We start from the raw sequence: 24,329 nt of genomic DNA, 5'->3' as shown, positions 1-24,329 counted from the left end.
TAGGATAAATTAGAAAAAGCTGTGAGAGGGTATACTACTTTTTCACAGCTTTCGTTATGTATATAATAGTTTTTGCTATGTAACGTTCCTCAAGAATATGAAGATGTACAATGTATATAAATTTCTTCTAAGTAGTGTTATTTTTTGGGTGGCTTTATCGTGCAGTCACCCTAATCGCCCCGTATTAAAGTCTGATTATCAGCCTTCTTCCACAGATACGATTGTTACTCATCAGACTTGTCCGGTGGAAGCCTTTCATGGGGTATCAGTCAGTCATGTATCGACAGTAGATATAGAGGTTGGTCCGGCATGCGATGTACAAGTAGAAGGAATTCAGTCGGTGGTTAATCAGAATAGTAGTCAGGTAACCGATGGTGTACTACATATAGGCTATCTGCAGCAGAACGATAAACAGCATAGACAGATGCACGTCAGAATCAAGGCTCCTGCATTGGATGAAATTTGTGTATGTGATGCAGGACAAGTGTTGGTGCATGGCAAACCTCTCGTTGGTAAATCACTTCGAGTAAACCTGTCTGGTGTGAATGTAGCCCATTTGAATGCCTGTATGCAAATGCACGAGATCGTTGGTGATGTTAACGATGTCATGTTTACCAATTTACATGTAGATTGTCATCGGCTATTTTTATCAGCAAAGCGCGCAGAACATATTCAGTTGAGAGGGAAAACTCACTTTTATCATTTCGATGGTGATCATAAGCGAGTTGACACCCAACAGTTGCATCAATCCTAACTACCATGGTTTAAAATTGTATAGTTTTATTTTTTAGTTTAATATATTTATTTTATTTTTGTAGAGAAAAATATTTTCATCGCATCTTGAAGAAGTAACCAGGAATAACCATGAATAAACGTTTAAGAATTTTTCTTATTATAGTATGGATGATTTTGCAGAATATGCCAGTATGCGCTCTTTTGCAGGATATGCAGTTTCATACCTTGGAAAGTCGTGATGGATTGAGTAATTCTCAGGTTAATGATATATTGAAAGATCACAATGGCTTTATGTGGTTTGCCACTCAGTCTGGTTTAGACCGTTATGACGGTTTTCGATTTAAGAACTTCTTTTTTGACAGCAACGACAAAAGTTCTCTTCCTAATAACTTTGTAGACGGTATTCAGCAAGATGCAGAAGATAATTTATGGGTGCATACCTCTATGGGATATTGTATCTATGATTACCTGACAGAGACCTTTGATGTTCATATCGATGTTTGGATGCAGAAGCATGGTATGAAGAAGGATTATCCTGACAAAGTATATATCGACAGTCAGAAGAATATGTGGTTTTCTATCTATGGCAAGGGGGTATATTTCTATCATGCCAAGACGGGTAAACATGTTTATTTCTCCCAGGGAGGTTCTGGCGTAAGAGTGATACCCAAAGGAGAAATAACCAGTATGCAAGATGTGAACGGCAGACTGATAGCCGTTTATAAGGACGGAACATTGATGTCTATTGATGGTTTGCTTGGGCGAGTCAAGTGGATTAAGCGTTATCCAAGTTTGCATCTCAAGAATCATGCGGGATATAAATTAATCGTAGACAAGCATAGCAATTATTGGGTAATAGCAGACGATATCACCTTTGTCTATAGTGCCCAGGATAAAAAGTGGTATGAAGGATGCAATACATACCTGATATCAAAAGGCATCAAGATAGGCCGTGAGAATATTTTAGTGCACGATGTACAAGAAGATGATTATGGACGTACCTGGATTGCAACAGACCATCAAGGCTTATTTGTTATCGACTGGAAAACATCTACCTTCTCTAATTATACTTATCAGAGAAACCAGCAGGGTTGTGTGCCTGATAACACATTACATAAGATTTATATAGATAATTTAGGTTCTGTATGGTTGGGAGCCTATAAGAATGGTGTCGGTTTTTATTCACCACATTCATCCTTATTCTCTACAATTTATTTAGGTGATATCTGCACGATATGTGAGGATAAAAATGGAGTGTTATGGTGTGGAACCAATGATAAGGGTATTGTGGCTTACAATCGAGTAACGGGTACAGTTCAGAATTTTTCTTCTTCGATTACCGGTTTGGGTTCTGAAGTAATCGTCAGTTCTTTGATGGCTTCAGACGGTTCTATGTATTTTGGCACTTATAATGGTGGTATGGTGAGATATAGCCATGGACAGTGGAAAGTATTTCGTTCACGGAAGGGGAGTGGTGGATTATCAAACGATAATGTGTGGTGTTTAGAAGAAGACCAGCGCGGAAATGTTATTATCGGAACATTGGGTGGAGGTGTGCAGGTGTATAACCCGAAGACAGACCGGTTTACTACTTATAATACCGACAATAGTGAACTTCCATCAAACTATGTTTTTGATCTTTGCCTCATGCAAAATGGGCAGATACTTATAGGCCATTCCCTTCATTATTCGATATTTAACGTAGCCAAAGGTAAGTTTACGAATATCAAGAGTACATCAGATGGTCGTTCATTCTTGAGTCCCTCTGTTACGAGTATTATCGAGGATAGTCGTGGTATGATATGGATGGCAACTCCGTCGGGCGTTACGATGTATCATCCTCTTCATAATCAGCTCGAAGTAGTCAATGGAAAGAGTAATCATCATGGTACAGGTTGTTCGGTTATAGAAGATTTACAGCATCGTGTCTGGGTGGTCTATGATCATCAGATTACTTGTGTTACCCCATCAGCAGGTCGTCATGGTTATGAATTATCCAGCATATCGTATAGCTCGTTAGATGGTTTACAGACCCGACAGTTTAATGAGCGCTCGGTACTGATTACTCGTAAGGGAGAGATTGTTGTGGGTGGCCAGGATGGTATCAATATCATTCAACCAAAGAGAATCAGTTCTAAAAAAAGTAACCCTAAGGTTATCTTTAGCGGACTTATTCTTTTGGGGCATCCGTTGTCGGTTGGTGAAAAATTTAATGGGCGTGTTGTCTTGAGCGAAATACTTGATAAGTCGCGTAAGGTAGAGTTGCAGAGCAATGAGAGCGACTTTACTATTCTCTTGGCATCCAACGAAGTGACTTTGCCATCGCGTAGCCGATTCTTATATCGTCTGAATAAGGGGGCAGAGGAATGGTTGATGACACCAGAAGATAAGCCAAGTATTACCTTTACGAACCTATCTTACGGGCACTATATCCTTGAGATAAAGGTGGTCAATGCTGATGGTACCATCAGCGATAACGTGAGCCAACTGGAGATTGTAGTAGAGCCTCCGTTCTATCTTTCTATCTGGGCTATTCTGTGTTATGTCGTCTTGTTGATTTTAGGATTCCTCTATTATCGTAATCATGAACGAAGCGTACAACAGGCTGCCTTTAGAGAACGTCGTTTAGAGGAAAATGCACTCAAGGATAAGCAGTTGAACGAGCTGAAACTTAATTTCTTTACCAATATCAGCCATGAACTTCGTACTCCGTTGACTCTGATAATATCGCCATTGGCTTCTATGATCAAGAAGGAGGAAGATGAAGACAAGCGCTATAAGCTAAAGTTGATTCATCGTAATGCTGAGCGACTGCTTACCTTGGTGAATCAGATATTAGACTTCCGTAAGTTGGATAAGAATAAGGAAACATTAAATTTGCTCAGTGGCGATATCGTTTCGTTTATTAAGAATATCTGCGATTCATTCGACTCTTTGGGCAATGACAGTATCCAGTTGTCTTTTTACTCTGCCGAACCGCAGCTTGTCATGGAATTTGATTCCGATAAGATTAATAAATCTATCAATAATTTATTGAGTAACGCTTATAAATTTACCCCTGACGGAGGTCTTGTATCAGTTCAGCTTCATGTTATGAAGCGTAGCGATGGCGAACAGGATACTCTAGAAATTCGTGTATCCGACACCGGTAAAGGTATCAGCGACGAGGATAAAAATAAGATATTCAATAGTTTCTATCAAGTGAATGGAACAGAGATGAAACCTACCGGTGGAAGTGGTATCGGTCTGAATATAACCAAGCGCTACGTTGAGATGCACGATGGTACTATTCATGTAGAAGATAATCCGGTAGGTGGTTCTATCTTTGTCATCCAGTTGCCTGTACGCTTGCCCGAAGACATGTCAGACAGTTTGCAAGATACGATGATATCGAGTGTGGCAGAGCCTGTGGAACATATCAAGGTAGAAACTCCTCAGGTGCAGTTATCCCATAAGCCCGTAGTATTACTTGTTGATGACAGTGACGATTTCCGGGAATTTATGCGTGAGGAATTGTCAGATCATTATGAAGTCGTAGAGGCTGAGAATGGTAAGGTAGCTTTGGAAAAGATAGCAGAGCATAGACCGCATATTATCCTCAGTGATGTCATGATGCCTGTTATGGACGGTAATGAGTTCTGTCGACTGTTGAAGGGTAATCCTGCAACCGCTAATATCCCCGTTATTATGTTGACAGCCCGACTCACGATGCTACAGAAAATAGAAGGCTTGGAGCATGGTGCAGATGATTATATCACCAAACCATTCAGCATGGATTTGCTCAGACTCCGTATGGCTAATCTCATGACGTGGGCCAGTCGTCAGAATCATCATACTAAGGGAAATGGCGATATGGAGGCGATAGGAGCAGATGCGATATCGACACCTTGTATCTCTGAATCAGATCGTAAGCTTCTGACCAAAGTAGACCGATATATTCATGACCATCTGGATGATCCGGATTTATCCGTAGAAGTATTGAGTCAGGAAGTGGCGATGTCTCGTGTACAGTTGTATAAGCGAATGGTACCTCTTACGGGTAGCACGCCTTCAGAATACATTAGAGCCAAACGATTGGAAGCTGCAGAAAAACTCTTGTTAAAGGGAGAACTTACCGTTAGCGAAATAGCATATCATACAGGGTTTAATAATCCACGATATTTTTCGAAATATTTTGCCGAAGCCTACGGACAGACTCCTTCACAGTACAAGAAACACCGCGGAAATTAACATTTCATACCTTTATTGGAAACATATTATCATACTATAAATTACAATTAGTAGTACCTTTGTACCGCTAATATTTTAATGAAAACAATGAAAATAACCCGAACAATCTTATCTACCATTTTATCTATGAGTGCATCAGCTGCCTTGGCTGCAGGCTACACTCAGAATGGTAATTTTATCACAGTACAATTACAGCATCATGTAGACCGTGGCCCCTCTTTCGTTCGTCTTCAGGTTGTAAGCGACCATATTATCAGGGTAGAGTCTACAGCAGAACAAGCATTTCCACAGAAGAATAGTCTGATGATTGTTCCTCAGCGTCCGTTTACCCATTATCAGGTATCAGAAGAGAATGGTATCGTTATGGTGAAAACAGATAAAGTACTTGCCAGGTTGGACGAAGCTACCGGTAGGGTTTCTTTCTACAGTGCTGATGGAACGAAACAGTATCTTGCAGAAGATGCTAAGCAGGGTAAGACCTTTACTCCTTTTACAGTACCGGAGCGTGAGATAGGTGTGGGTAAACTGACTGAAGCGCAGCGGAATGGATGGACGTGGCAGGCTGTCTTCGATAGTCCTAAAGATGAGGCCTTCTATGGTTTAGGTCAGCATCAGAGTGAAGAACTCAATATGAAAGGCAAGAACGAAGACCTATTTCAGTATAATACCAAGATTAGTGTTCCGTTTGTAGTGAGCAATAAGAATTACGGTATACTTTGGGATAGTTACAGTTATTGCCGTTTTGGTAATCCGAATGATTATCTGCAGCTTCATCGTGCCTTTACGCTATATAATAAAGACGGAGTAAAGGGTAGTCTTACGGGTACCTATACCGATAGCGAAGGTAAGACGCTGGTACGACAGGAAGACAGTATCTATTTTGAAAATTCAGAGACGATAGGCCATCTTCCTCAAGGTTTCAAACTGAAAGGGGCTCATGTTACCTATGAAGGCTACTTAGAATCGCCGGTCGATAACTTATACCGCTTTATCCTTTACTATGCGGGTTATATGAAGGTATATATTGATGGTAAGGAAGTGGTAGCAGAGCGTTGGCGTACAGCCTGGAACCCTAACTCTTTCAAGTTTGAGGCTCCATTAAAGCAGGGTAAACGTTCCAAGATACTCATCGATTGGTATCCTGACGGTGATGTGTCTTATTGTGGACTTCGTGCTGCTGTGCCTCAGAGCGAAGAGGAACAGAGCAAACTGCGTATTTGGAGTGAGATGAGTCGTGATATGGATTATTACTTTATTGCCGGTGATAATCTCGACCAAGTCATCTCTGGATATCGTACCCTTACGGGCAAAGCCCAAGTCTATCCTAAGTGGGCTTTAGGCTACTGGCAGAGTCGTGAGCGGTATAAGACATCGGGCGAAATGGAGGATGTATTGAGTGAATTCCGCAAGCGCCATATCCCGATAGACAATATCGTACAAGACTGGAATTATTGGAAACTTGACAGTTGGGGGTCTCATGAGTTTGAGAAAAGTCGCTATCCTCATCCTCAGGCGATGCTCGATAGTATTCATGCCATGCACGGCCGTTTTATGATCAGTGTATGGCCTAAGTTCTATTGTTCTACCAAAAACTATCAAGAGCTCGATGCTCATGGTTGGATATATCATCAGGCTGTAAAAGACAGCATCTATGACTGGCTCGGCTTTATGGGTTCTTTCTATGATGCCTATGCACCGGGTGCGCGTAAGATGTTCTGGCGCCAGATGGATGAAAATCTTTACACGAAATATCATTATGGTGTAGACTCCTGGTGGATGGATGCCTCAGAGCCAAATGTGCGCGACTGTACTCCGATGTGGTATCGCAAGGCTCTTAGCGGCCCTACTTATCTGGGTTCTTCTACAGAATATTTTAATGCATATAGTATCGTTAATGCCGATGCCATCTATCATGGACAGCGTAGTGTTAAGCCTGATACCCGTGTATTTCTGCTTACCCGAAGTGGTTTTGCTGGTCTTCAGCGTTATAGTACAGCTTCGTGGAGTGGAGATATCGCCTGCCGATGGGAGGATATGCGTGCTCAGATGACGGCCGGACTTAACTACTGTCTTGCCGGTCTGCCGATTTGGGGTATGGACCAGGGCGGTTTTACACCAGAAGACCGTTATGGGGCAGTGTGGTACTCCGGTCAGAAGGATGATAGCAAGAATGCAGACCTGAAAGAGTGGCGTGAACTGCAGACCCGCTGGAGCCAGTTTGGTGCCTTTGTACCTTTGTATCGTGCCCACGGACAAGTGCTCTATCGTGAACCTTGGAACATAGCGCCCGACAATCATCCTGCTTACAAGTCTATCGTATACTATGACCGTTTGCGTTATCGCCTGATGCCATATATCTACAGTCTCAATGGAGCCATCCATTTCAAAGATTATACGATGATGCGTGCCTTGGTTATGGATTATGGTCAGGATACTCAGGTACTGGATATCAAAGACCAGTGGATGTTTGGTCCAGCCCTGATGGCATGCCCAGTCAGTCAGTATGGTGCTCGTAGTCGCCAGGTATATCTGCCAAAGCAAAACGGCTGGTATGATCTTTATACCAACACGTATTATGATGGTGGACAGACGATTACAGCCGATGCTCCATACGAGCGTATCCCTGTCTTTGTACCGGCAGGTGCCATTTTGCCATACGGTCCACAGATGGAATGGTCTGACCAGAAGAAGGCTTCAGAGATTACCCTCTATGTCTATGCCGGTAAAAACGGTCAGTTTACCCTCTATGAAGATGAAGGTACCAACTATAACTATGAGAAGGGCAAGTATGCCACTATCGATTTCAGCTACGATGATGCAGCCAAGCAGCTTACGATAAGTAACCGCAAGGGCGATTTCTACGGTATGTTGAAGAATCGTACCTTTAAGATAGTATACTGTGTGCCAGGCCAGAAAGTCGCTTTCAACTTGGATAAAGCCATCGGTAAGGTCGTTAAGTATACAGGCAAAACAGTAACGGTCAAGTTATAATATCCTTTTTCCTATGACCGAATGATCAGTCTTGTTACCAGGCTACGGCTCTTATTACCACAGTCTGGTAACAGCATTACCACATACTGGTAACAACATTACCACATACTGGTAACAAGATTACCACAGGCAGGTAACAAGCATTACCACACCGAAAAAACAGGCAAGTATGAAGAAAGCATTCTTATCTATCATCATGTCCCTGGTCGTATCTTCAGAGTTACAGGCACGGACATGCCAGCTGTTTGATAACGACTGGCTTTTTGTTTTGGGCGATTCAGTCCAGATGTCGCAAACCGGTTATCACGATGGCTATTGGCGTAAACTCGCCTTGCCACACGACTGGGCGATAGAAGGCGATTTCCATGCCGAAAACAAGTCGGGTGCCAGTGGCGGAGCCTTACCGGGTGGAGTGGGATGGTATCGTAAGCATTTCAGTATACCGGCGGTAGGCACGCAGCGATATTTTCTAGAGTTTGACGGTGTCTATATGAATTCCACCGTATGGATAAATGGTCATCAGATGGGAACCCGTCCGTATGGTTACAGCTCTTTCGAATACGATATCACACCTTATCTCAATAGGGGTGGCGATAATGTAGTGGCTGTGCGTGTAGACAACAGCGACCAGCCCAATAGCCGATGGTACAGCGGTTGTGGCATCTACCGCCATGTATGGCTTAGGTCCACTTCCTCTTTGCATATTTCACATTGGGGGGTGCATGTGCAGACCACGCCCAAGGGAGAGGTCGTCGTAGATGTCAGCGTAGCAGACGAAGCCCGTGAAGGAGTACGTCCGGTTATCCGCCATGTCATCTATGATGCTTCGGGTAAAGTCGTGGCTCTACAAGAGCAGAAAGCCACTACCCAGAAGTTAAGAGTGAAGCATCCACATCTCTGGTCTATAGACCATCCATACCTCTATCAGGTAAAATCACAACTTATCGTAGGCAGGCAAGTGATAGACGAGGTGACCACACAGACAGGCTTCCGCGATAGCAAGTTTGATGCCAAGACCGGCTACTGGCTTAACGGCAAGAACATCAAGATCAATGGTGTCTGCCTGCATCATGATTTAGGATGTCTGGGAGCAGCCCTAAATGAAGACGCCCTGCATCGTGAATTGCAGAAGATGAAGCGTATGGGAGCCAATGCCATACGATGCAGTCATAATCCCCCTTCGCCAGAACTCTTAGCCATGTGCGACAGTATGGGACTACTGGTAGCAGATGAGAGTTTTGATATGTGGCGTCGCAAGAAGACCAAGAACGATTATGCCCGTTTCTTTGATGACTGGCATGAGCGAGATTTGGCAGATATGGTGAAGCGCGACCGTAATCACCCTTGTATTATCATGTGGAGTATCGGCAATGAAGTACTCGAACAGTGGTCGTCGGCCGATGCCGATACACTCACCTTGGAGCAAGCTAATCTTATACTCAATGCCGGTCACGACCAGTCGCTTCTGGCCAATGGCAAAGAGATGACCCCCAATGCCCTCCTTACGCAGCATTTAGCGAATATCGTACGCCGACTGGATACTACACGGCCGATAACAGCAGGATGTAATGAGCCGGCGCCCAATAACCACCTCTTTAAGAGCGGAGCCCTCGATATTATCGGTTTCAATTACCACCATCAATGGATCAAAGATGTACCTAAGCATTTTCCGGGAAAGCCCTTCCTCTTGAGTGAGAGTGTCAGTGCATTGCAGTCGCGCGATTATTACATGATGCCGTCCGACAGTATCTATCAGGCACCGGTAGAGTGGTGGCTGCCTTATACCGACCCCTCGTTTATGTGCAGTGCATACGATAACATGCATGCATCGTGGAGCTCTACCCATGAGCAGACTTGGGATATCGTGAAGCATACCCCTTATGTATCCGGACAGTTTATATGGACCGGTTTCGACTATATCGGCGAACCTACTCCGTATGGTTTTCCTGCCCGCAGCAGTTATTTCGGCATCGTAGACCTGGCAGGTTTCCCGAAGGATGTATATTATATGTATCAGAGTGAGTGGACCGACAAGCCTGTGCTCCATCTGTTTCCTTATTGGAACTGGATAGAAGGTCAGACGATAGATATGTGGTGCTATTACAATCAGGCCGATGAGGTAGAACTCTTTGTGAATGGTAAAAGCCAGGGTATAAGAAGCAAGGCCGAACACGAATATCATGCGATGTGGCGAGTAGTGTACGAACCTGGCGAAGTGAAGGTAGTAGCCCGAAAGAATGGTAAAGTGATAGGTCAGGAGACACATAACACTCCGGGCTTGCCAAGTGAGATAAGACTCAAGGTAGATTATGACGGCCGAAAGGAGAACGCACGCGCCACTGGCGATGTAAAGCATCTCGTATATGTTGAGGCTGATATCACCGACGCCCAGGGCACGGTGGTAACTAATGCAGACCGTCTCATCTATTTCGAGGCACAAGGAGCAGAAATCGTAGGAGTAGACAATGGTCAGCAAACCTCTATGGAGCGATTTAAAGACACCAAGCGAACCACCTTTCATGGCAAATGTATCGTGGTGTTGCAACCTAAGTCAGCCCAATTCTGCCTTCAGGCTAAAGCCGTAGGACTAAAGGGAACCCGTTTATGACAGGTTCCTTTTTTTTTGACGATGTCCCCATAAGTATAAATCCATATTTTATTAATAAATAATTTATTTGTCAGAACCGAAAAAAATAGCTACCTTCGCAACCGAAAATTAAAAGCAATCTTAAAAGTGCATATCGTAATTGCAGGAAATATCGGCAGTGGCAAGACGACACTGACCAAACTTCTGGCTCAACATTATGGTTGGACGCCACGTTTCGAATCAGTCGAAAACAATCCTTATCTCTCAGATTATTATAAGGATATTCCCCGTTGGTCTTTCAATATGGAGATATTCTTTTTGAAGCAACGTTTCCGTGATCTTTTGGCTATCAACCGTTCCGACAAGACCATTGTCCAAGACCGCAGTATCTATGAAGGCGTGCATGTCTTTGCAACGACCAACAAGGAAATGGGGCACATGAGTGATCGTGATTTTGAAACGTATATCGGTCTTTTTGAATCGATGATGATGATTGCTAAACAACCCGACCTGATGATTTATCTTCGTGCTTCTGTACCTCATCTGGTTGCTAATATCGAGAAGCGCGGCCGAGACTATGAGCAGGCTATGCCTTTAGAATACCTCCAGAATCTTAATGATCGCTATGAGGATTTTGTATTCCATAAATATAAGGGTGATGCACTTATCGTAGATGTAGACCACATCGACTTCCTCAAAAACAAAAAAGATTTGGGTGATATCATCGACAAAATAGATGCTCGCCTCTTTGGCTTATTTAATAATAATAGGAAATAAGATTTTCAACATTAAATAGAAAAAAAACAACAAGATATCCATCATGCATATAGCTATAGCTGGAAATATCGGTAGTGGCAAAACTACCCTGACTAAGATGCTCGCCAAGCGTTTCGGCTGGCAGCCACATTTCGAACCAGTTGCCAATAATCCTTATCTCGATGATTTTTATGGTGATATGAATCGTTGGTCATTCAACCTTCAGATCTATTTTCTCAATCAGCGATTTAAGGATGTGGTAGAGATTTCAAAGTCTAAGGATACCATTATCCAAGACCGAACCATCTTTGAGGATGCCTGCATATTTGCACCTAATCTTCACGATATGGGTATGATGAGCGATCGTGACTTTGCCAACTATAGTGATCTCTTCGACTTAATGATATCATTGGTTAATCTGCCCGATCTCATGATTTATATTCGTAGTAGTATTCCTACCTTAATAGGTCATATCGAGAAGCGTGGGCGCGACTTCGAGCAGAGCATGCGTATCGATTACCTGAAGGGTCTTAACGACAGATATGAAAATTGGATTAAGGGTTATAAGGGAAAACTGCTTATCATAGATGGTGATAACATAGATTTCGAAAGTAACCCGAAAGATTTTAATACCATAGCAGACAGTATAGACAGTGAGCTCTATGGTCTCTTCCCAATGAGTGAGGAAGAAAAATAAAGGAAAAAATATAAGAGGTCATATCTTTTTTTTGATATGACCTCCTTTTTTTCTATATACTATCTTGATGCTCAAGCTTATTCACCGATAGTGATGGTATATTCACTCATGAAACTTGCGCCTGGAAGCAACTGATTCATCAGATATTTATCTTTGAATTCGCCATCATACTCAGCCCAGTCGTGAATACCATACCAAGGCTCGATGCAAATGAATGGAGCATGCTTGCCTGTAGGGCTCCAAAGACCTACTGCTGGTGTCTTGATGTCGAGCGTTACAGCTGGCTTGTCGTTTTCGTCAAGAAGTTCGATATGGTTCAGCTGACTGTGATCAAAGATAACAGCATCGTCGGCAAAACTATCTTCGGTAAATTCCCAAATGCCATCTTTAGTTTCTACATCGTGATAGCCTGGAGTGATACAACCACCTACATTGCCATACAGACGCTTAGGGGTAGCATCGTTAAAGCGCAACTTACCCTTTAATTCTTCACCCTTCTTGGCACCAGGTACGAGGAATGCAGGGTGACCACCAATCTGGAAATAGATAGTCTTGCTGTCAGTATTTTCTACATGCCATACGACGTGTATCTTGTTAGCTTCCAGACGATAGCTGATAGCCAGGTTAAAGTGATATGGATAATCTTTGAAAGTCTCTTCGTTATCATGGAGAGCGTAAGTTACGCGATCAGCGCCTTGAGCTACTAAGGTAAAGTCGGTATCGCGGGCAAAACCATGACGACCTAAGTTAAACTCCTTACCATTAATGCGATAAGTGTCTTTCCATAGACCACACACGATAGGGAAAAGGATAGGAGAGTGACGATTCCAATACTTCTCATCGCCATCCCAAAGATATTCTTTGCCATTAGCATCTTTGATACTCTGCAGTTCTGCTCCATGAGGAGCAACGGTAACAGTCAGTTTGTCGTTTTTAATTTGTTCCATAGTTGTTTTATAAAAGTATAAAGCAAATGTACGACTTTTTTCTGAGACGAGGGGCTCAAAAAATGATTATTTTGTCGGGCCACTATCATTATGTCGAAAAGAATTTATACTTTTGCATGTCCTATTAAGAATGAGAACGGCTTCTTAGCAAGAAACAGCTTTTTAGCATGAAACAGCTTCTTGAAGAGATGGGATAACTTTTTTAAGAGAGAACAACTCCTTTTTTAAGGAGAGAGAATAACTTTTATAATATGAATTCTACAGTAAAAGGTTTTATAGCAGGCATTCTGGCAGCCATATTTTATGGAACCAATCCGTTGGGAACACTTCCTTTGTACGAATCCGGTATAAATTCGGGTAGTGTCTTGTTTTATCGTTATGGTTTTGCCTCTATCCTTTTTGCCTTATGGATGTTCATGAGCAAGGAGAACTTTGCTATCAAGCGGGGATATGCTATCAAGCTGGCAGTACTTGGTGTTATGTTTGCCTTTTCCTCTATCGCCCTCTATTTGAGTTTTCTCTATATGGATGCCGGAGTGGCTTCCACGATACTCTTCTCTTATCCCATTATGACGGCAGTGCTCATGGTGCTCTTTTATCACGAGCGCCTATCGTGGGCTACAATGCTCTCTATCACGCTTGCCGTCAGCGGTATAGCCTTGCTTTATCGGGGTGGCAACGGCGTAACGCTGAGTGCTGCAGGCATGACGCTGGTCTTACTCTCGTCGCTCTTGTATGCGATATACATCGTATCAGTTAATCAGCTCAAGATCAGTCTGTCGCCATTAAAGTTTACCTTTTATGTCGTCTTGTTCGGGTGGTTATCCGTTATCGCCTTTATGTTATTGGGAGGCTATCCGTTGCAACTGCTACATGGTCCTTTGCAGTGGGCATGTGGCATCCAGTTGGGCTTATTGCCTACCGTGTTGAGCCTATTCTTTATGACCATTGCCATCAAGAACATCGGCAGTACACCGTCGGCCATCATGGGAGCATTAGAGCCCGTTACAGCAGTCGTTATCAGTGTATCGCTCTTTCACGAGGCTTTCACCCTTCGCCTTGCTATCGGTATCGTTTTGATACTCTCTGCCGTAATCCTGGTTATCCTCAGAAAAAGTTGAGGCTATAGATTATAGCGTGATTTCGCCAGAACCATAGCAGCGATGATGTTGCTCATCATATATCACGCAGAATTGGCCTGGAGCCACACCGTGTATCTTCTCGTCACTATGAATGGTGAAAGTACCATCACCGTTTACCTCTACCGAAGCAGGGTGATATTCCGGAGTATGGCGAATCTTGAAGGTTACCCGTGCAGGTAACTCCGTGATACCCTCTGTGAGGAAGTCGAAATCGTGTATCTTGAAGTCCTGTTTGTAAGCCGTCTCAGGGTCGTAGCCATGACTTACGTAGAGTATATTTTTCTCGATATCCTTCTTCACCACAAACCACGGACCACCGCCTAAGCCAAGTCCCTTACGCTGCCCGATGGTATGAAACCATAAGCCCTTGTGCTCACCTATCTTCTTACCCGTTTCGAACTCGATAACGTTACCTTTCTTTTCGCCCAGATATCGGCGCACATACTCATTATAGTCGATATTGCCCAAGAAGCAGATACCCTGACTATCCTTACGCTTAGCATTGATAAGATGCTCACGCTCAGCGATTTCTCGTATCTCGTCCTTGATATGATGTCCGATAGGGAAAATTGCTTTCTTGAGTTGCCATTGGTATATCTGTGCCAGGAAGTCGGTCTGGTCTTTTACCGGGTCAGGACTAGTAACGAGCCACTTCTTACCGTCGATTATCTCGGTCTGGGCATAGTGGCCCGTAGCGATAAGATCATAGTCGTGCCCCATCTTCTCATCGAAGGCACCAAACTTGATGAGTCTGTTGCACATCACGTCAGGATTAGGGGTAAAGCCCGATTTGACTTTATCCATCGTATATTTGGTAACCTGATTCCAGTATTCTTTGTGGCAGTCGATAACTTGCAGTTTACACCCGAAGCGAGCAGCCACGGCAGTAGCCATTTCCAAGTCTTCTTCCGAACTACAGTCCCATTCCTCCTGTTCCTCCGGACCTATCTTAATATAAAAGCAGTCAGGATGCAGCCCATGGCTTGCGAATTCGTAAACTACAACTGAACTATCGACACCACCAGAGAGCAGTACCGCTATCTTTTTATCTTTTAATTCCTCGTAATTAATCATATATGGCTGCAAAGATACAAAGATTTTTGGGTATGGTGCTTCATAATTTATATTTATTTACTATCTTTGACCCATGGTTAATATATCTTAGGCTAATGGCTAAACTATTTTAGGCCAAAGTCTTCATTCATTTTGGCAAATGGCTTAATAGTCTTTGACCAAGCTTGAGAATATACAGAGGGCAAAAGAGGATACTAATGAGACCTATAAAAGGTAGTCTGAGAGCTTTTATGAAATAGCCTAATGGATTACAAAATATCTAAGCCTATAATACTTCTATGAACTAATCCGCTGGCTTCTATAATAATCCAACGAATCTCATGAAAAAAAAGTCTAATGTTTTATATATAAAAAAGCGAAAAAAATGAATACTTCTACGAACGAAACGACAGCTAACAACAAGTACAACCGCCTGTTTCAAGGCATAGCCTTACTTATCTTTCTCTGGATGTTTGTGTCTTACCTTTACGACCACACCACCGACGAAGTACCCGCCGGAGCCATCCTGATGCGGGAATATTATCATCCGGCACCAGCCTATATGCTCTGGGTGTTTGCAGGTGTCGGCACGTTAACCTCAGTCTTGCTGCTCAGCTTAGCCCGCCATCCGCAGCCCCACTTACACATCGGTTTGCTATCCTATGACAAGATGAACGCAGAACAGAAGCGAATAACGGCCGATTCACTTTACGTGATTAATTATCTTATCGTGTTCCTCTTCGCTTCTGTCAGTCTGCTTATGGTACCACAAGTATTACCTCAGTGGATATCGTTAATCATCTTGATAGCCTTTATTATCGCTATACTCTTTTATTCCGCATATCTCTCTATCCGCGTACACAAGGCTAGTGTGCAAAAAACTGTGTGAAAGCCTTCACCGTATAGATATGGTCGGCCACGCTCCCCGTTTCCCGACAACTGTGCATGGCCAGTATCGCATTACCCATATCCACACCTCTCAGCGGTATAGACGATGCCAGAATATTGCCCAGCGTACTGCCGCCCGGCACATCAGAATGGTTTACGAATCGCTGGCATGGCACACCCGCCTCGTCGCAAATCTGAGCAAAGACTGCAGCCGACACGGCATCGCTCGCATACTTCTGGGCTGCATTAAACTTGATAACCGGTCCGCCGCCCAGTACAGGGTGGTTGGTAGGGTCGTACTTCTCGCTATAGTTAGGGTGCCAGGCATGCGCATTGTCGGCAGAAACCATGAAAGCACGCTCCACGGCCTGATAGAAAGCCTCCTCAGTACCACTCTGCGCCATAGCGATACGCTTGAGCATCATCGCCAGGAAAGGACTTGCAGCCCCCTGTTTGGTCTGCGACCCCGTCTCCTCATTATCGAAGATAGCCAGCACTTTGGTCGTATCAGTCGTATCGGTATTGATCATAGCCTCAAGCCCCGCATAACACATCGACAAGTCGTCGAGTCTGCCCGATGATATCAGTTCATCGTGTGCACCGAAAGTACAGGCAGGGGTAGCATCAGCCAGATAGAGATCGAAGTCGAGTATATCCTGCGCCACGATACCCAGTTCGCTGCAGATAACCTGGAGCAGCATATTCCCCCGTTCCAGTTCATCGGTAACGATACCCAGAATAGGCAACATATCCTTCTGCCGGCTCAGTTTTACGCCATCGTTCACCTGTCGGTTAAAGTGTATGGCGAGATTACTGATTTGCAGCAGCGGTCGCTTCACATGGAGCAGCAGCGTCTTTGGGCTGAACGCATCATCACCCTTGACGATGACCCTACCGGCGATAGTCAGCGGACGGTCGAACCAGGTAGCCATAATCGGCCCTCCATACACCTCCGTATTCAGTTTCACGATACCGCCCTCGCAGAGCATCTCGGCATTCGGTTTAATACGGAAAGTAGGCGAATCGCAATGCGCACAAATCATACGAAAGCCCGCATCAGCCATCGTTTTACGTCCGATATGAAACGCATAAACCGAAGAATCGTTTTTAGTAACAAAGAGTTTATCGCCCGGCTTAACCTCACCGATAGCCTCACACGGATTGATACGGCGATAACCCGCCTTTTCGAGCGAAGAAGCGATGTTGCTTGCCGCCAGAAAGTTAACTGGCGAAGCATCTAAAAAGTGTAATAATCTTGTAATCATAGTGCAAAGGTACACAATTATGTTTTTAAAGCTTCATATCAGCCGCACTATATGTATATACATGATGTTCTTATAGTCTAATATTACAGCTTAATATATTACTATTTCTACATATTAAGGGAAAAATAAACATTTGTAATATTTCTAATTATCAGCTAATTATGTTTTGTTTTTAACATTTGGTGTTTTGTTTTTAACATTATCTTTTTTAACAGATGTGGGTAGATTAATTTTTCAATAATACTATTGTTCGATTGATTTATTTTTGGTACCTTTGCTATGTTATAAAAAAAATTAAAAAAACAAAAGAAAAATTTATAATTTTGAATAACTTTGTTCGAAAAAGCCCAGAACTTAATATTATGTTCGAGCCTATTTCTATCAATGAGGAAAAAATAGCTAAGTTTATTTCAAGTGGTTGTGTAGATGAAGATAAGAAACTTGAGCCCTTTTCAGGCATATGTCGTGATGATTATGAAATGTCACAAATGAATAGTAAGTTTATTTCAAGTGCTTGTGTCGATGAAGATAAGATACTTGAGCTCGTTTTATGTGATTTTAGCGATGATTATGAAATGTCGCAAATGGATAGCCGATTAAAAGAGGAAGTAATCTCGCTGGAAGAGAAGTATGATGAGATGGTTAAGCAATCAAAAGATTTTACTCATGAATTTGCTACTCCTGACAATGAATATTTTGTAGACGCCATTGAAGAATTACGCAAACGGGAAAAATCGTTTTATGACCACTATAAAATAATTATAACGAAAAATCTTCAGCTAAGAATAGACCAAATCAATGATCTGGTTGGAAAAATACCTCGTGAAGTTAATGCCTTTTCTTATAATATATATGATACCTATGAGGATGATTCCTTTAGGTTCGATACACGTAGTCCTGGGCGTAATGCAATACTTCATGAATTGTCGAAGTATTACTATGTATTAAAAAAAAGCATAAAACTATGCGTATGTGTATTAGAGGATGAAGCGGCTATAAGAGCAAATAATAGTTTGAGTTTAAAGTTATTTCATATGCAGCGTGAAATATTTATTCAAGAAACAAAGAGCTACTTAGATGCTATCAATCTTGGCGGCACCATATTTTCTGTAGAATATAATCCTGCTATAGCATTCAGACAGCAATTCGATGATGAAATGGAGTGGGCATCTAACGCATATCACCGATTTACGAAGGATCAAATAAGAGGTCTAGTCTTAAGAGATGAAAAATTAAAAAGGGAACCTCATCTTGAGATTACAGGCGATTTGCGTAAGCTCTTTCCAAATAGCGATCAGAAAGCGCAAAAATGTCATGAAATCATTCTGGGTTTTGATAAGGTCTTGCCTGCTAAATGTAAGTATAATAAGGTGCCATCTAAATACTACATTTGGCTTATGCATTTATTGGGCCTTAATAATAATCAAACTCTTTTTGTTAATTATTTTAATACGACCTATACAAGTAATCCTAAGCATAAATTTAAAACTGTAACCAATAAAGCGGTAAACGAATATAAAAATAATAAATACTTTGACAAAGATATTGATGATGATCCTGAATATAAAGAATTTAAGCAAAAATTGACTAGTCTTTTTTATGTTATTGACCCATCAAAAACACAGCAAGTACCACATTCTGCTTGATTCTTTTCATTTTTGGGTTTGAAAATAGACCTTCCTGCTTGATTTTATATGTTGAATTCAAGCTTTACTTGATAGAAATGTACCTTCTTGAGAAAGTTGGTACATTTTTTTTGTCAAGTAACTACCCGGCCTTGTCAAGTAACATCGATTTACTTGATTTTTGATAGACTTGCTTGATTGTTACTTGATAATTTAGGATGATACTTGTCAAGTAAATCGGATATGGTAGTCAAGTAACTACTTTTTTTGTCAAGTAACTTATTTTTTCACGTCAAGCAACACCGATTTCTGTCAAGTAAATGCCACTTTTTGTAGTCAAGTAAATCTTCTCCTTATATCCCTGATAATCAGTACTTTTGTGTTCGAATGGTAACAGAGTATCGTTCGTCGTACCCATGCTTACCCGCGGTGCAGATGTCTCATTCTGACAATGAAGCTTGAGAACTTGAGCTCTGCATCCAAACCGCTTCACAGACGATAAATTATTTATAAAAAAAAGTATATGATGAATATACAATTTTATAAAGCACCCGCACAGACGGTGCGGAGTGCTAAGGTGATGGATATAGCAGAGGTGTACAGCTATATTACCCTTAACGAAAAAGCTATGGCCTGTACGCAGGCTTTGCGAGAAATTATCGCTAACGTGAAGCGGGGCACAGCTACGGATAAAGATGTGCGCCAGTATAAAGCCAGCCATTTCGACTTTGTTACCTTTTCGGGTACATTCAGTTATCGCAGCGACGACTGTCTGATGGAGCATAGCGGTCTGCTTTGTCTCGATTTCGACCATGTAGGCTGTAGTGAGGTGGGCAAACAGAGTTATGGACATGCCGATAGCTTGGCGTTGCAAAAGCTAAAGCAGCAACTGATAATCGACAGGCATTTTACTACCTGGCTGCTCTTTACATCGCCAAGTGGAGAAGGACTCAAGTGGGTTATCGAGATAAGTCTCGCTATGTGCGACCATAAGACTTGGTTTAAATCGGTGCAAAAATATGTGCGTGATACCTATCAGCTCGAAGTAGACGACAAGTGTATCAATGTATCGCGTGCCTGCTTTCTTCCACACGATAGCCTCTGTTATGTGAATCCTACTATTTTTACTAATCATCCGGACATTTGTCCTTTTTAATTTTTATGAAAATGAAAACACAAAATAATATGACAGAAAATTTTCCAAATGCGAATATGGAAACCTATCAGACAAGTGCTTTGGATAGTCGGACAACTGCTTCGAATACTCAATCAACTGAATTGGATAATCAAGCAAGTGTTTCGAACAATCAAATAACTGATTTGAATAGTCAAGCAAGAGCTTCGAATACTCAATCAACTGCTTCGAGTAGTCAAGCAAGTGATTTGAGTAGTCAAGCAAGAGCTTCGAATAGTCGGACAAGTAATTTGAATACTCAATCAAATGCTTCGAGTAGTCAAGCAAGTGATTTGAGTAGTCAAGCAAGAGCTTCGAATACTCAATCAACTGCTTTGGATAGTCAATCAACTGAATTGGATACTCAATCAACTGATTTAAATAAATCAATAAAAGAAATGAATCAGATAAATATAAATTTTTCAGCTGAGGCTTTCGACCCAATATATTGGGCTAATAAAGCCGATGAGGTAAGTAAATCGATTAAGCCACGTTCTTCGGTAAATTCGTTCTCAAAATCTACGGCTGCTTATAACTGTGATGAGGCAGACAGACAGGCTGAAATACAAGAAGTGGCCCGACAGCTCGTTGACCGGGGAATCGATATCACCGCCGGTTATAATAACTGGCTCAACCTGGGGTTTGCCCTGGCCGATGGTCTGGGTGAAGACGGTCGGGAAATCTTTCATCAACTCAGTCAGCTTAATGACGAATACGACACCGCCGAGTGCGACAGGCAGTATACCCACTGCCTGCATGGGCGTGGCCAGGGGATAACCGTCAAGACCTTCTTCCAGATGGCTAAAGAGGCTGGCATCGACCTGAGCCAAGTGGCGCGAGAACAGATGAAAACACATCAGGTTAATGCCATTAGCGCCAATGTGCCAAGTGCCAAAAGAATAGAAAAAGTAGAAAAAAGTACTATTTTAGGTACTTTAGAAGAGCAAGTGCCACGTGGCACAATGGCGCAAGTGGCGCAAACTCATGCGAAGACTCCTACCGGTTTAACCTTCTCAGACAAGTTGAAGCGTGACGATTTAGACGATATCACCCGCGCCATTTACGACCTGCATCATGACGAACCCGAGAAATGCGATGCCATGATATTAGGTGCGCTTAATGTAATCAGTGGATTGATGGGTGGTGCCAACGGCACGCCCGAACATCGTAGTGGAGTATATGGCATTTACGACGGTCACCGCGTCTATGCACCGCTCTATAATATTATCTATTCGGGCGCCGGTAACGGCAAGGGTAATCTGATGTTTAACAAGGAACTGGCCTATCAGGTGAAAAAGGAGATGCGCAGTGCGTATGATGCCGAAAAAAGTAAGTATGACCAGGCGATGGCTGAATGGGAGAGCAAGAGTAAGAAAGACCGTGGCGATGCTCCCCGCGAACCGGTGTATAGAGATCCGTTCGTTCCGGGCAACAGCAGTTCTTCGGCTGTGTATCGTGCTCTGGATGCCAACGGCGGTTGGGGCCTGATGTTCGAAACCGAGGCCGATACCGTATCGAGTATGATAGACAGTGATTATGGTAACTATTCCGACCTGATGCGAAAGGCTCATCATCACGAGACATTGTCTATGAATCGTGTAACCGAAAAGGTGCATATCGATATCGACGAACCGAGACTAAGCATCTTTCTTACCTGCACGCCAGGACAGTTGCCATCGCTCTTCCCTTCGTTTGAGAACGGTTTAGGCTCCCGTTTCCTCTTCTATAATCTGCCCGATGAAGAGGTAAGTTTTCACGATGTGTTTGCCCTGCGCGAATCGCCGTTAGAGGATACCTATAAGCAGTTGGGCGATACGCTTCTGCCTTTATACCATGCACTGCAGAGCCGGGCAGACCATCCTATCCAGTTTATGCTAAGTGCTGCTCAGCAGAGAGATTTCCTTCGCACCTATCAGGACATGCTTGTAGAGCAGTATGGCATGCAGGGCAAGGGTATTCGCGCTTTCGTATTTCGTATTGCGCTGGAGAGTTTCCGCTATGCCATGATTCTCACCACGCTTCGTCGATTATCAGAGTGGGCAGCCAGTTTTGGCTCTTCTACCGACCATGAAATTTTCCGTGACGATGAGAATGCGCTGATATGCGATGATCGCGATTTTCGCACGGTCAAGACTATCGTGGAATGTCTTGTCAACCATACGGCCCGAGTATATGCCGTCATGGCCAAGGAGGATGACAATCCGTTTGCACTGCATGGCAAGAAGTTATCGGCTGACGAACGGCGATTATACAAGGCACTGCCTGAAGGAGATTTTCCTACAGCAGATGTACTCAAGAGTGCTGACCGTTTACAGATATCTCGTCGTACAGCCCAGCGTATGCTGAGCAAATTCTGCAATGTATACCGTATCATTGATCCCGTTAAGCGAGGCGTCTATAACAAGCCGGCAGTGAGCGATAACGATAATACTAACGATGACTAACTATGATGGATATGAACCGTAAACATGATACTAATTTCGCCGTAAGAGCATACGGCAAGAGTGAGCTGGCACTGCTCTATTTTCCCGCTGCCAGCAGTGGACACACCGCCCTGAACCATCTCATGGCCTGGATTACCCGCTGTAAGGAGCTCCGGTCGAAACTCGAGGCTGGCGGATATGTAAAGACGGCCAAGTATTTTACACCTAAAGAGGTGGCGATGATCACGGATTACTTAGGCGAACCGTAACGCTTCTCGCTATAAGCTCCGCTATCGGTTAGCATCGTATGGTTTCGTATGTCTGTACTCTGCCGATGTCGTATCTTTGCCTATGTAAATCAGAGTGGTTTATACGATGCGGCTGGCGCCCCGAAGACAGGCTTCCTGGCAACAGCTTAATCGATAATGTTTTATCTATAAATACATAAGTGATGATAAAGTATATTCTTAAGCAAAACAAGAACAAGAAGAGTTCAGCATTCGGTAAGTACTATGCTTATCCGGTAGTAGAGGAGACCATGGACCTGGCAGCTCTGGCCAAGCATATGGAGCAGCACAACAGTGGTTTTTCAGAGGCGATGTGCCTGGGTGTGCTCAAGTCTATGGTGAAGTGTATCAAGGAGCAGATATTGGCTGGCAAGAATGTGAAAATCGACGATTTGGCCATTTTCTCATGTGGCATCAAGAATCGTGAGGGTTCAGCTAAGGAGGAGGATTTCTCTGCTGCCAACAATATCGCTAATGTTAAGCTCAGAGCGCGTGCCACGGGCGATCTTCGCAATTCGAGTCTTACGCTCGATGCCACCGTTCGCCGGGCAAGTCTGGTAGTGGGCAGTCTGGCTGCAGGTGGCGCGCAGAGTGGCAATACGCATGCGGGCGGCTCAACTGCTGGTGGTTCAACTGCTGGTGGTAATGCGGGTGGTTCAACTGGCGGCTCAACTGGCGGAAGCTCTTCAAACGACGATGGTAAGGAATTCTGATCTGCGCTTCGAAATCAATCCATGCTTCGAAAGCATCTGATAACAAATTCGTCAGAAAGTGATTTAATCGGTGCTTCGAAATTATTAGAAAGTAGATTTTATCTGCCATTCGAATGAGGAAGAAGCAAGTAAGTCTGAAAGCGAATTAATCAGAAAGCGAATTCGTCTGCATTTCGAATCAGTCAGCTAGCAAAATTTTCTGCCATGCGATTTAAAAAGAAGCGAGTTAGGCTGAAGACAAAATCAGCATTTCGCATTCATCTGATCACATATTCGTCTGCCATGCGAATGAAGAAATCATGCGAATGAAGAGACTATAGGCCTTGAGAAGCCAATCTAATAATAAAGCCATGAGAGAGCGGGGGAGTAGTAAAATACTCAAGCCGTAAAAATGAGAAGCCATGAAAAAGGGAAGAAGCAATCTTTTAATGATATAGATTGCTTCTTTTTTGTTTATCACAAACGTATATCCATCTATGTGGCTTCTTTATTTTTGGTTTTGTTTGTCTGATATGTTTTTGTCAGTTATGTTTTGTTTATCAGTTATGGTTTTGTCTGTTATGGTTTATTTATCTGATATCAGATACCCTCGACCTTAGGCGAGCAGACAATATCGCACTTTTCGCACTAACGTACTAGTGTAGGTTGACGGTTACTATCGGGCGTGCAGAGAAGTTACAACATAGGTTTTTAAGTCATTGTAAAATGATAGAGTGTTTTCGTTTGTAGAACGAATTATATTCTAAAAAATATGAGTCATTAAGAGCCCCAGCAGCTCGTTTGGAATTGTTATTTCGTGTTTTTTGGTTTATGATA

General features: G+C 43.0%; 17 protein-coding genes. 13 read left to right on the top strand and 4 right to left on the bottom strand.

Annotated features, from left to right (window positions below):
* Window positions 1-97: 97 nt before the first annotated feature.
* From L6469_RS06155 to L6469_RS06130, 6 genes are all read left to right on the top strand, one after another.
* Window positions 98-754, top strand: a complete 657-nt coding sequence (locus tag L6469_RS06155) for a GIN domain-containing protein (protein WP_039870311.1) — start codon at window positions 98-100, stop codon at window positions 752-754.
* Window positions 755-864: 110 nt separating this feature from the next.
* On the top strand, window positions 865-4,965 hold the full coding sequence (locus L6469_RS06150) for a two-component regulator propeller domain-containing protein (RefSeq protein WP_006282249.1): 4,101 nt from the start codon (window positions 865-867) through the stop codon (window positions 4,963-4,965).
* 87 nt (window positions 4,966-5,052) lie between these two features.
* Entirely contained in the window at window positions 5,053-7,956 is a 2,904-nt protein-coding gene (locus L6469_RS06145; RefSeq protein ID WP_039870313.1) for a TIM-barrel domain-containing protein, read from the top strand.
* Between the two features lie 169 nt (window positions 7,957-8,125).
* The gene (locus L6469_RS06140; RefSeq protein WP_006282251.1) at window positions 8,126-10,564 is read left to right on the top strand and encodes a glycoside hydrolase family 2 TIM barrel-domain containing protein; all 2,439 of its coding nucleotides are present in this window, start codon (window positions 8,126-8,128) and stop codon (window positions 10,562-10,564) included.
* A 126-nt stretch (window positions 10,565-10,690) separates the two neighbouring features.
* Window positions 10,691-11,320, top strand: a complete 630-nt coding sequence (locus L6469_RS06135) for a deoxynucleoside kinase (RefSeq protein ID WP_006282252.1) — start codon at window positions 10,691-10,693, stop codon at window positions 11,318-11,320.
* Between the two features lie 43 nt (window positions 11,321-11,363).
* Window positions 11,364-11,996 carry a deoxynucleoside kinase gene (locus L6469_RS06130; protein WP_006282253.1) on the top strand — a complete coding sequence of 211 codons (633 nt, stop codon included), beginning with the start codon at window positions 11,364-11,366 and terminating at the stop codon, window positions 11,994-11,996.
* Between the two features lie 77 nt (window positions 11,997-12,073).
* Here the strand turns inward: L6469_RS06130 and L6469_RS06125 are convergent, their stop codons facing one another.
* Entirely contained in the window at window positions 12,074-12,943 is an 870-nt protein-coding gene (locus tag L6469_RS06125; RefSeq protein WP_006282254.1) for an aldose 1-epimerase family protein, read from the bottom strand.
* Window positions 12,944-13,194: 251 nt separating this feature from the next.
* On the opposite strand from L6469_RS06125, the gene L6469_RS06120 reads away from it, so the two are divergent.
* Entirely contained in the window at window positions 13,195-14,064 is an 870-nt protein-coding gene (locus L6469_RS06120) for a DMT family transporter (RefSeq protein WP_006282255.1), read from the top strand.
* A gap of 9 nt (window positions 14,065-14,073) precedes the next feature.
* Here the strand turns inward: L6469_RS06120 and mnmA are convergent, their stop codons facing one another.
* A complete protein-coding gene (mnmA, locus tag L6469_RS06115; RefSeq protein WP_039870326.1) occupies window positions 14,074-15,156 on the bottom strand; it encodes a tRNA 2-thiouridine(34) synthase MnmA in 1,083 nt (360 codons plus the stop codon).
* Between the two features lie 511 nt (window positions 15,157-15,667).
* Here mnmA and L6469_RS06110 point away from each other — a divergent pair.
* A complete protein-coding gene (locus L6469_RS06110; protein ID WP_143067110.1) occupies window positions 15,668-16,027 on the top strand; it encodes a hypothetical protein in 360 nt (119 codons plus the stop codon).
* On the opposite strand, the gene L6469_RS06105 is transcribed toward L6469_RS06110, so the two are convergent.
* Window positions 16,005-17,291 (bottom strand): M18 family aminopeptidase, encoded by a 1,287-nt coding sequence (locus tag L6469_RS06105; RefSeq protein ID WP_006282258.1) that lies wholly within the window; start codon window positions 17,289-17,291, stop codon window positions 16,005-16,007. The genes L6469_RS06110 and L6469_RS06105 overlap by 23 nt on opposite strands.
* A gap of 323 nt (window positions 17,292-17,614) precedes the next feature.
* Between L6469_RS06105 and L6469_RS06100 the strand changes: the two genes are divergently transcribed.
* Window positions 17,615-18,937: a hypothetical protein gene (locus tag L6469_RS06100; protein WP_143067111.1), complete on the top strand. Its 1,323-nt coding sequence runs from the start codon at window positions 17,615-17,617 to the stop codon at window positions 18,935-18,937.
* Window positions 18,938-19,208: 271 nt separating this feature from the next.
* Here the strand turns inward: L6469_RS06100 and L6469_RS06095 are convergent, their stop codons facing one another.
* Window positions 19,209-19,409 (bottom strand): hypothetical protein, encoded by a 201-nt coding sequence (locus L6469_RS06095; protein ID WP_143067112.1) that lies wholly within the window; start codon window positions 19,407-19,409, stop codon window positions 19,209-19,211.
* A 30-nt stretch (window positions 19,410-19,439) separates the two neighbouring features.
* Between L6469_RS06095 and L6469_RS06090 the strand changes: the two genes are divergently transcribed.
* The 4 genes from L6469_RS06090 (at window position 19,440) to L6469_RS06075 (ending at window position 23,513) form a co-directional block, all read left to right on the top strand.
* Window positions 19,440-20,072, top strand: a complete 633-nt coding sequence (locus L6469_RS06090) for a BT4734/BF3469 family protein (protein WP_050787923.1) — start codon at window positions 19,440-19,442, stop codon at window positions 20,070-20,072.
* A gap of 29 nt (window positions 20,073-20,101) precedes the next feature.
* Entirely contained in the window at window positions 20,102-22,534 is a 2,433-nt protein-coding gene (locus L6469_RS06085; protein ID WP_006282261.1) for a DUF3987 domain-containing protein, read from the top strand.
* Between the two features lie 2 nt (window positions 22,535-22,536).
* Window positions 22,537-22,782, top strand: a complete 246-nt coding sequence (locus L6469_RS06080; RefSeq protein WP_006282262.1) for a DUF4248 domain-containing protein — start codon at window positions 22,537-22,539, stop codon at window positions 22,780-22,782.
* A 182-nt stretch (window positions 22,783-22,964) separates the two neighbouring features.
* On the top strand, window positions 22,965-23,513 hold the full coding sequence (locus L6469_RS06075) for a hypothetical protein (RefSeq protein ID WP_006282263.1): 549 nt from the start codon (window positions 22,965-22,967) through the stop codon (window positions 23,511-23,513).
* Window positions 23,514-24,329: the final 816 nt, after the last annotated feature.

The sequence above is a fragment of the Segatella baroniae B14 genome, assembly GCF_022024235.1.
Lineage (GTDB): Bacteria > Bacteroidota > Bacteroidia > Bacteroidales > Bacteroidaceae > Prevotella > Prevotella bryantii.
The sequence above is the reverse complement of the archived record's forward strand: the minus strand, read 5'-3'. Positions and strand labels throughout refer to the sequence as shown.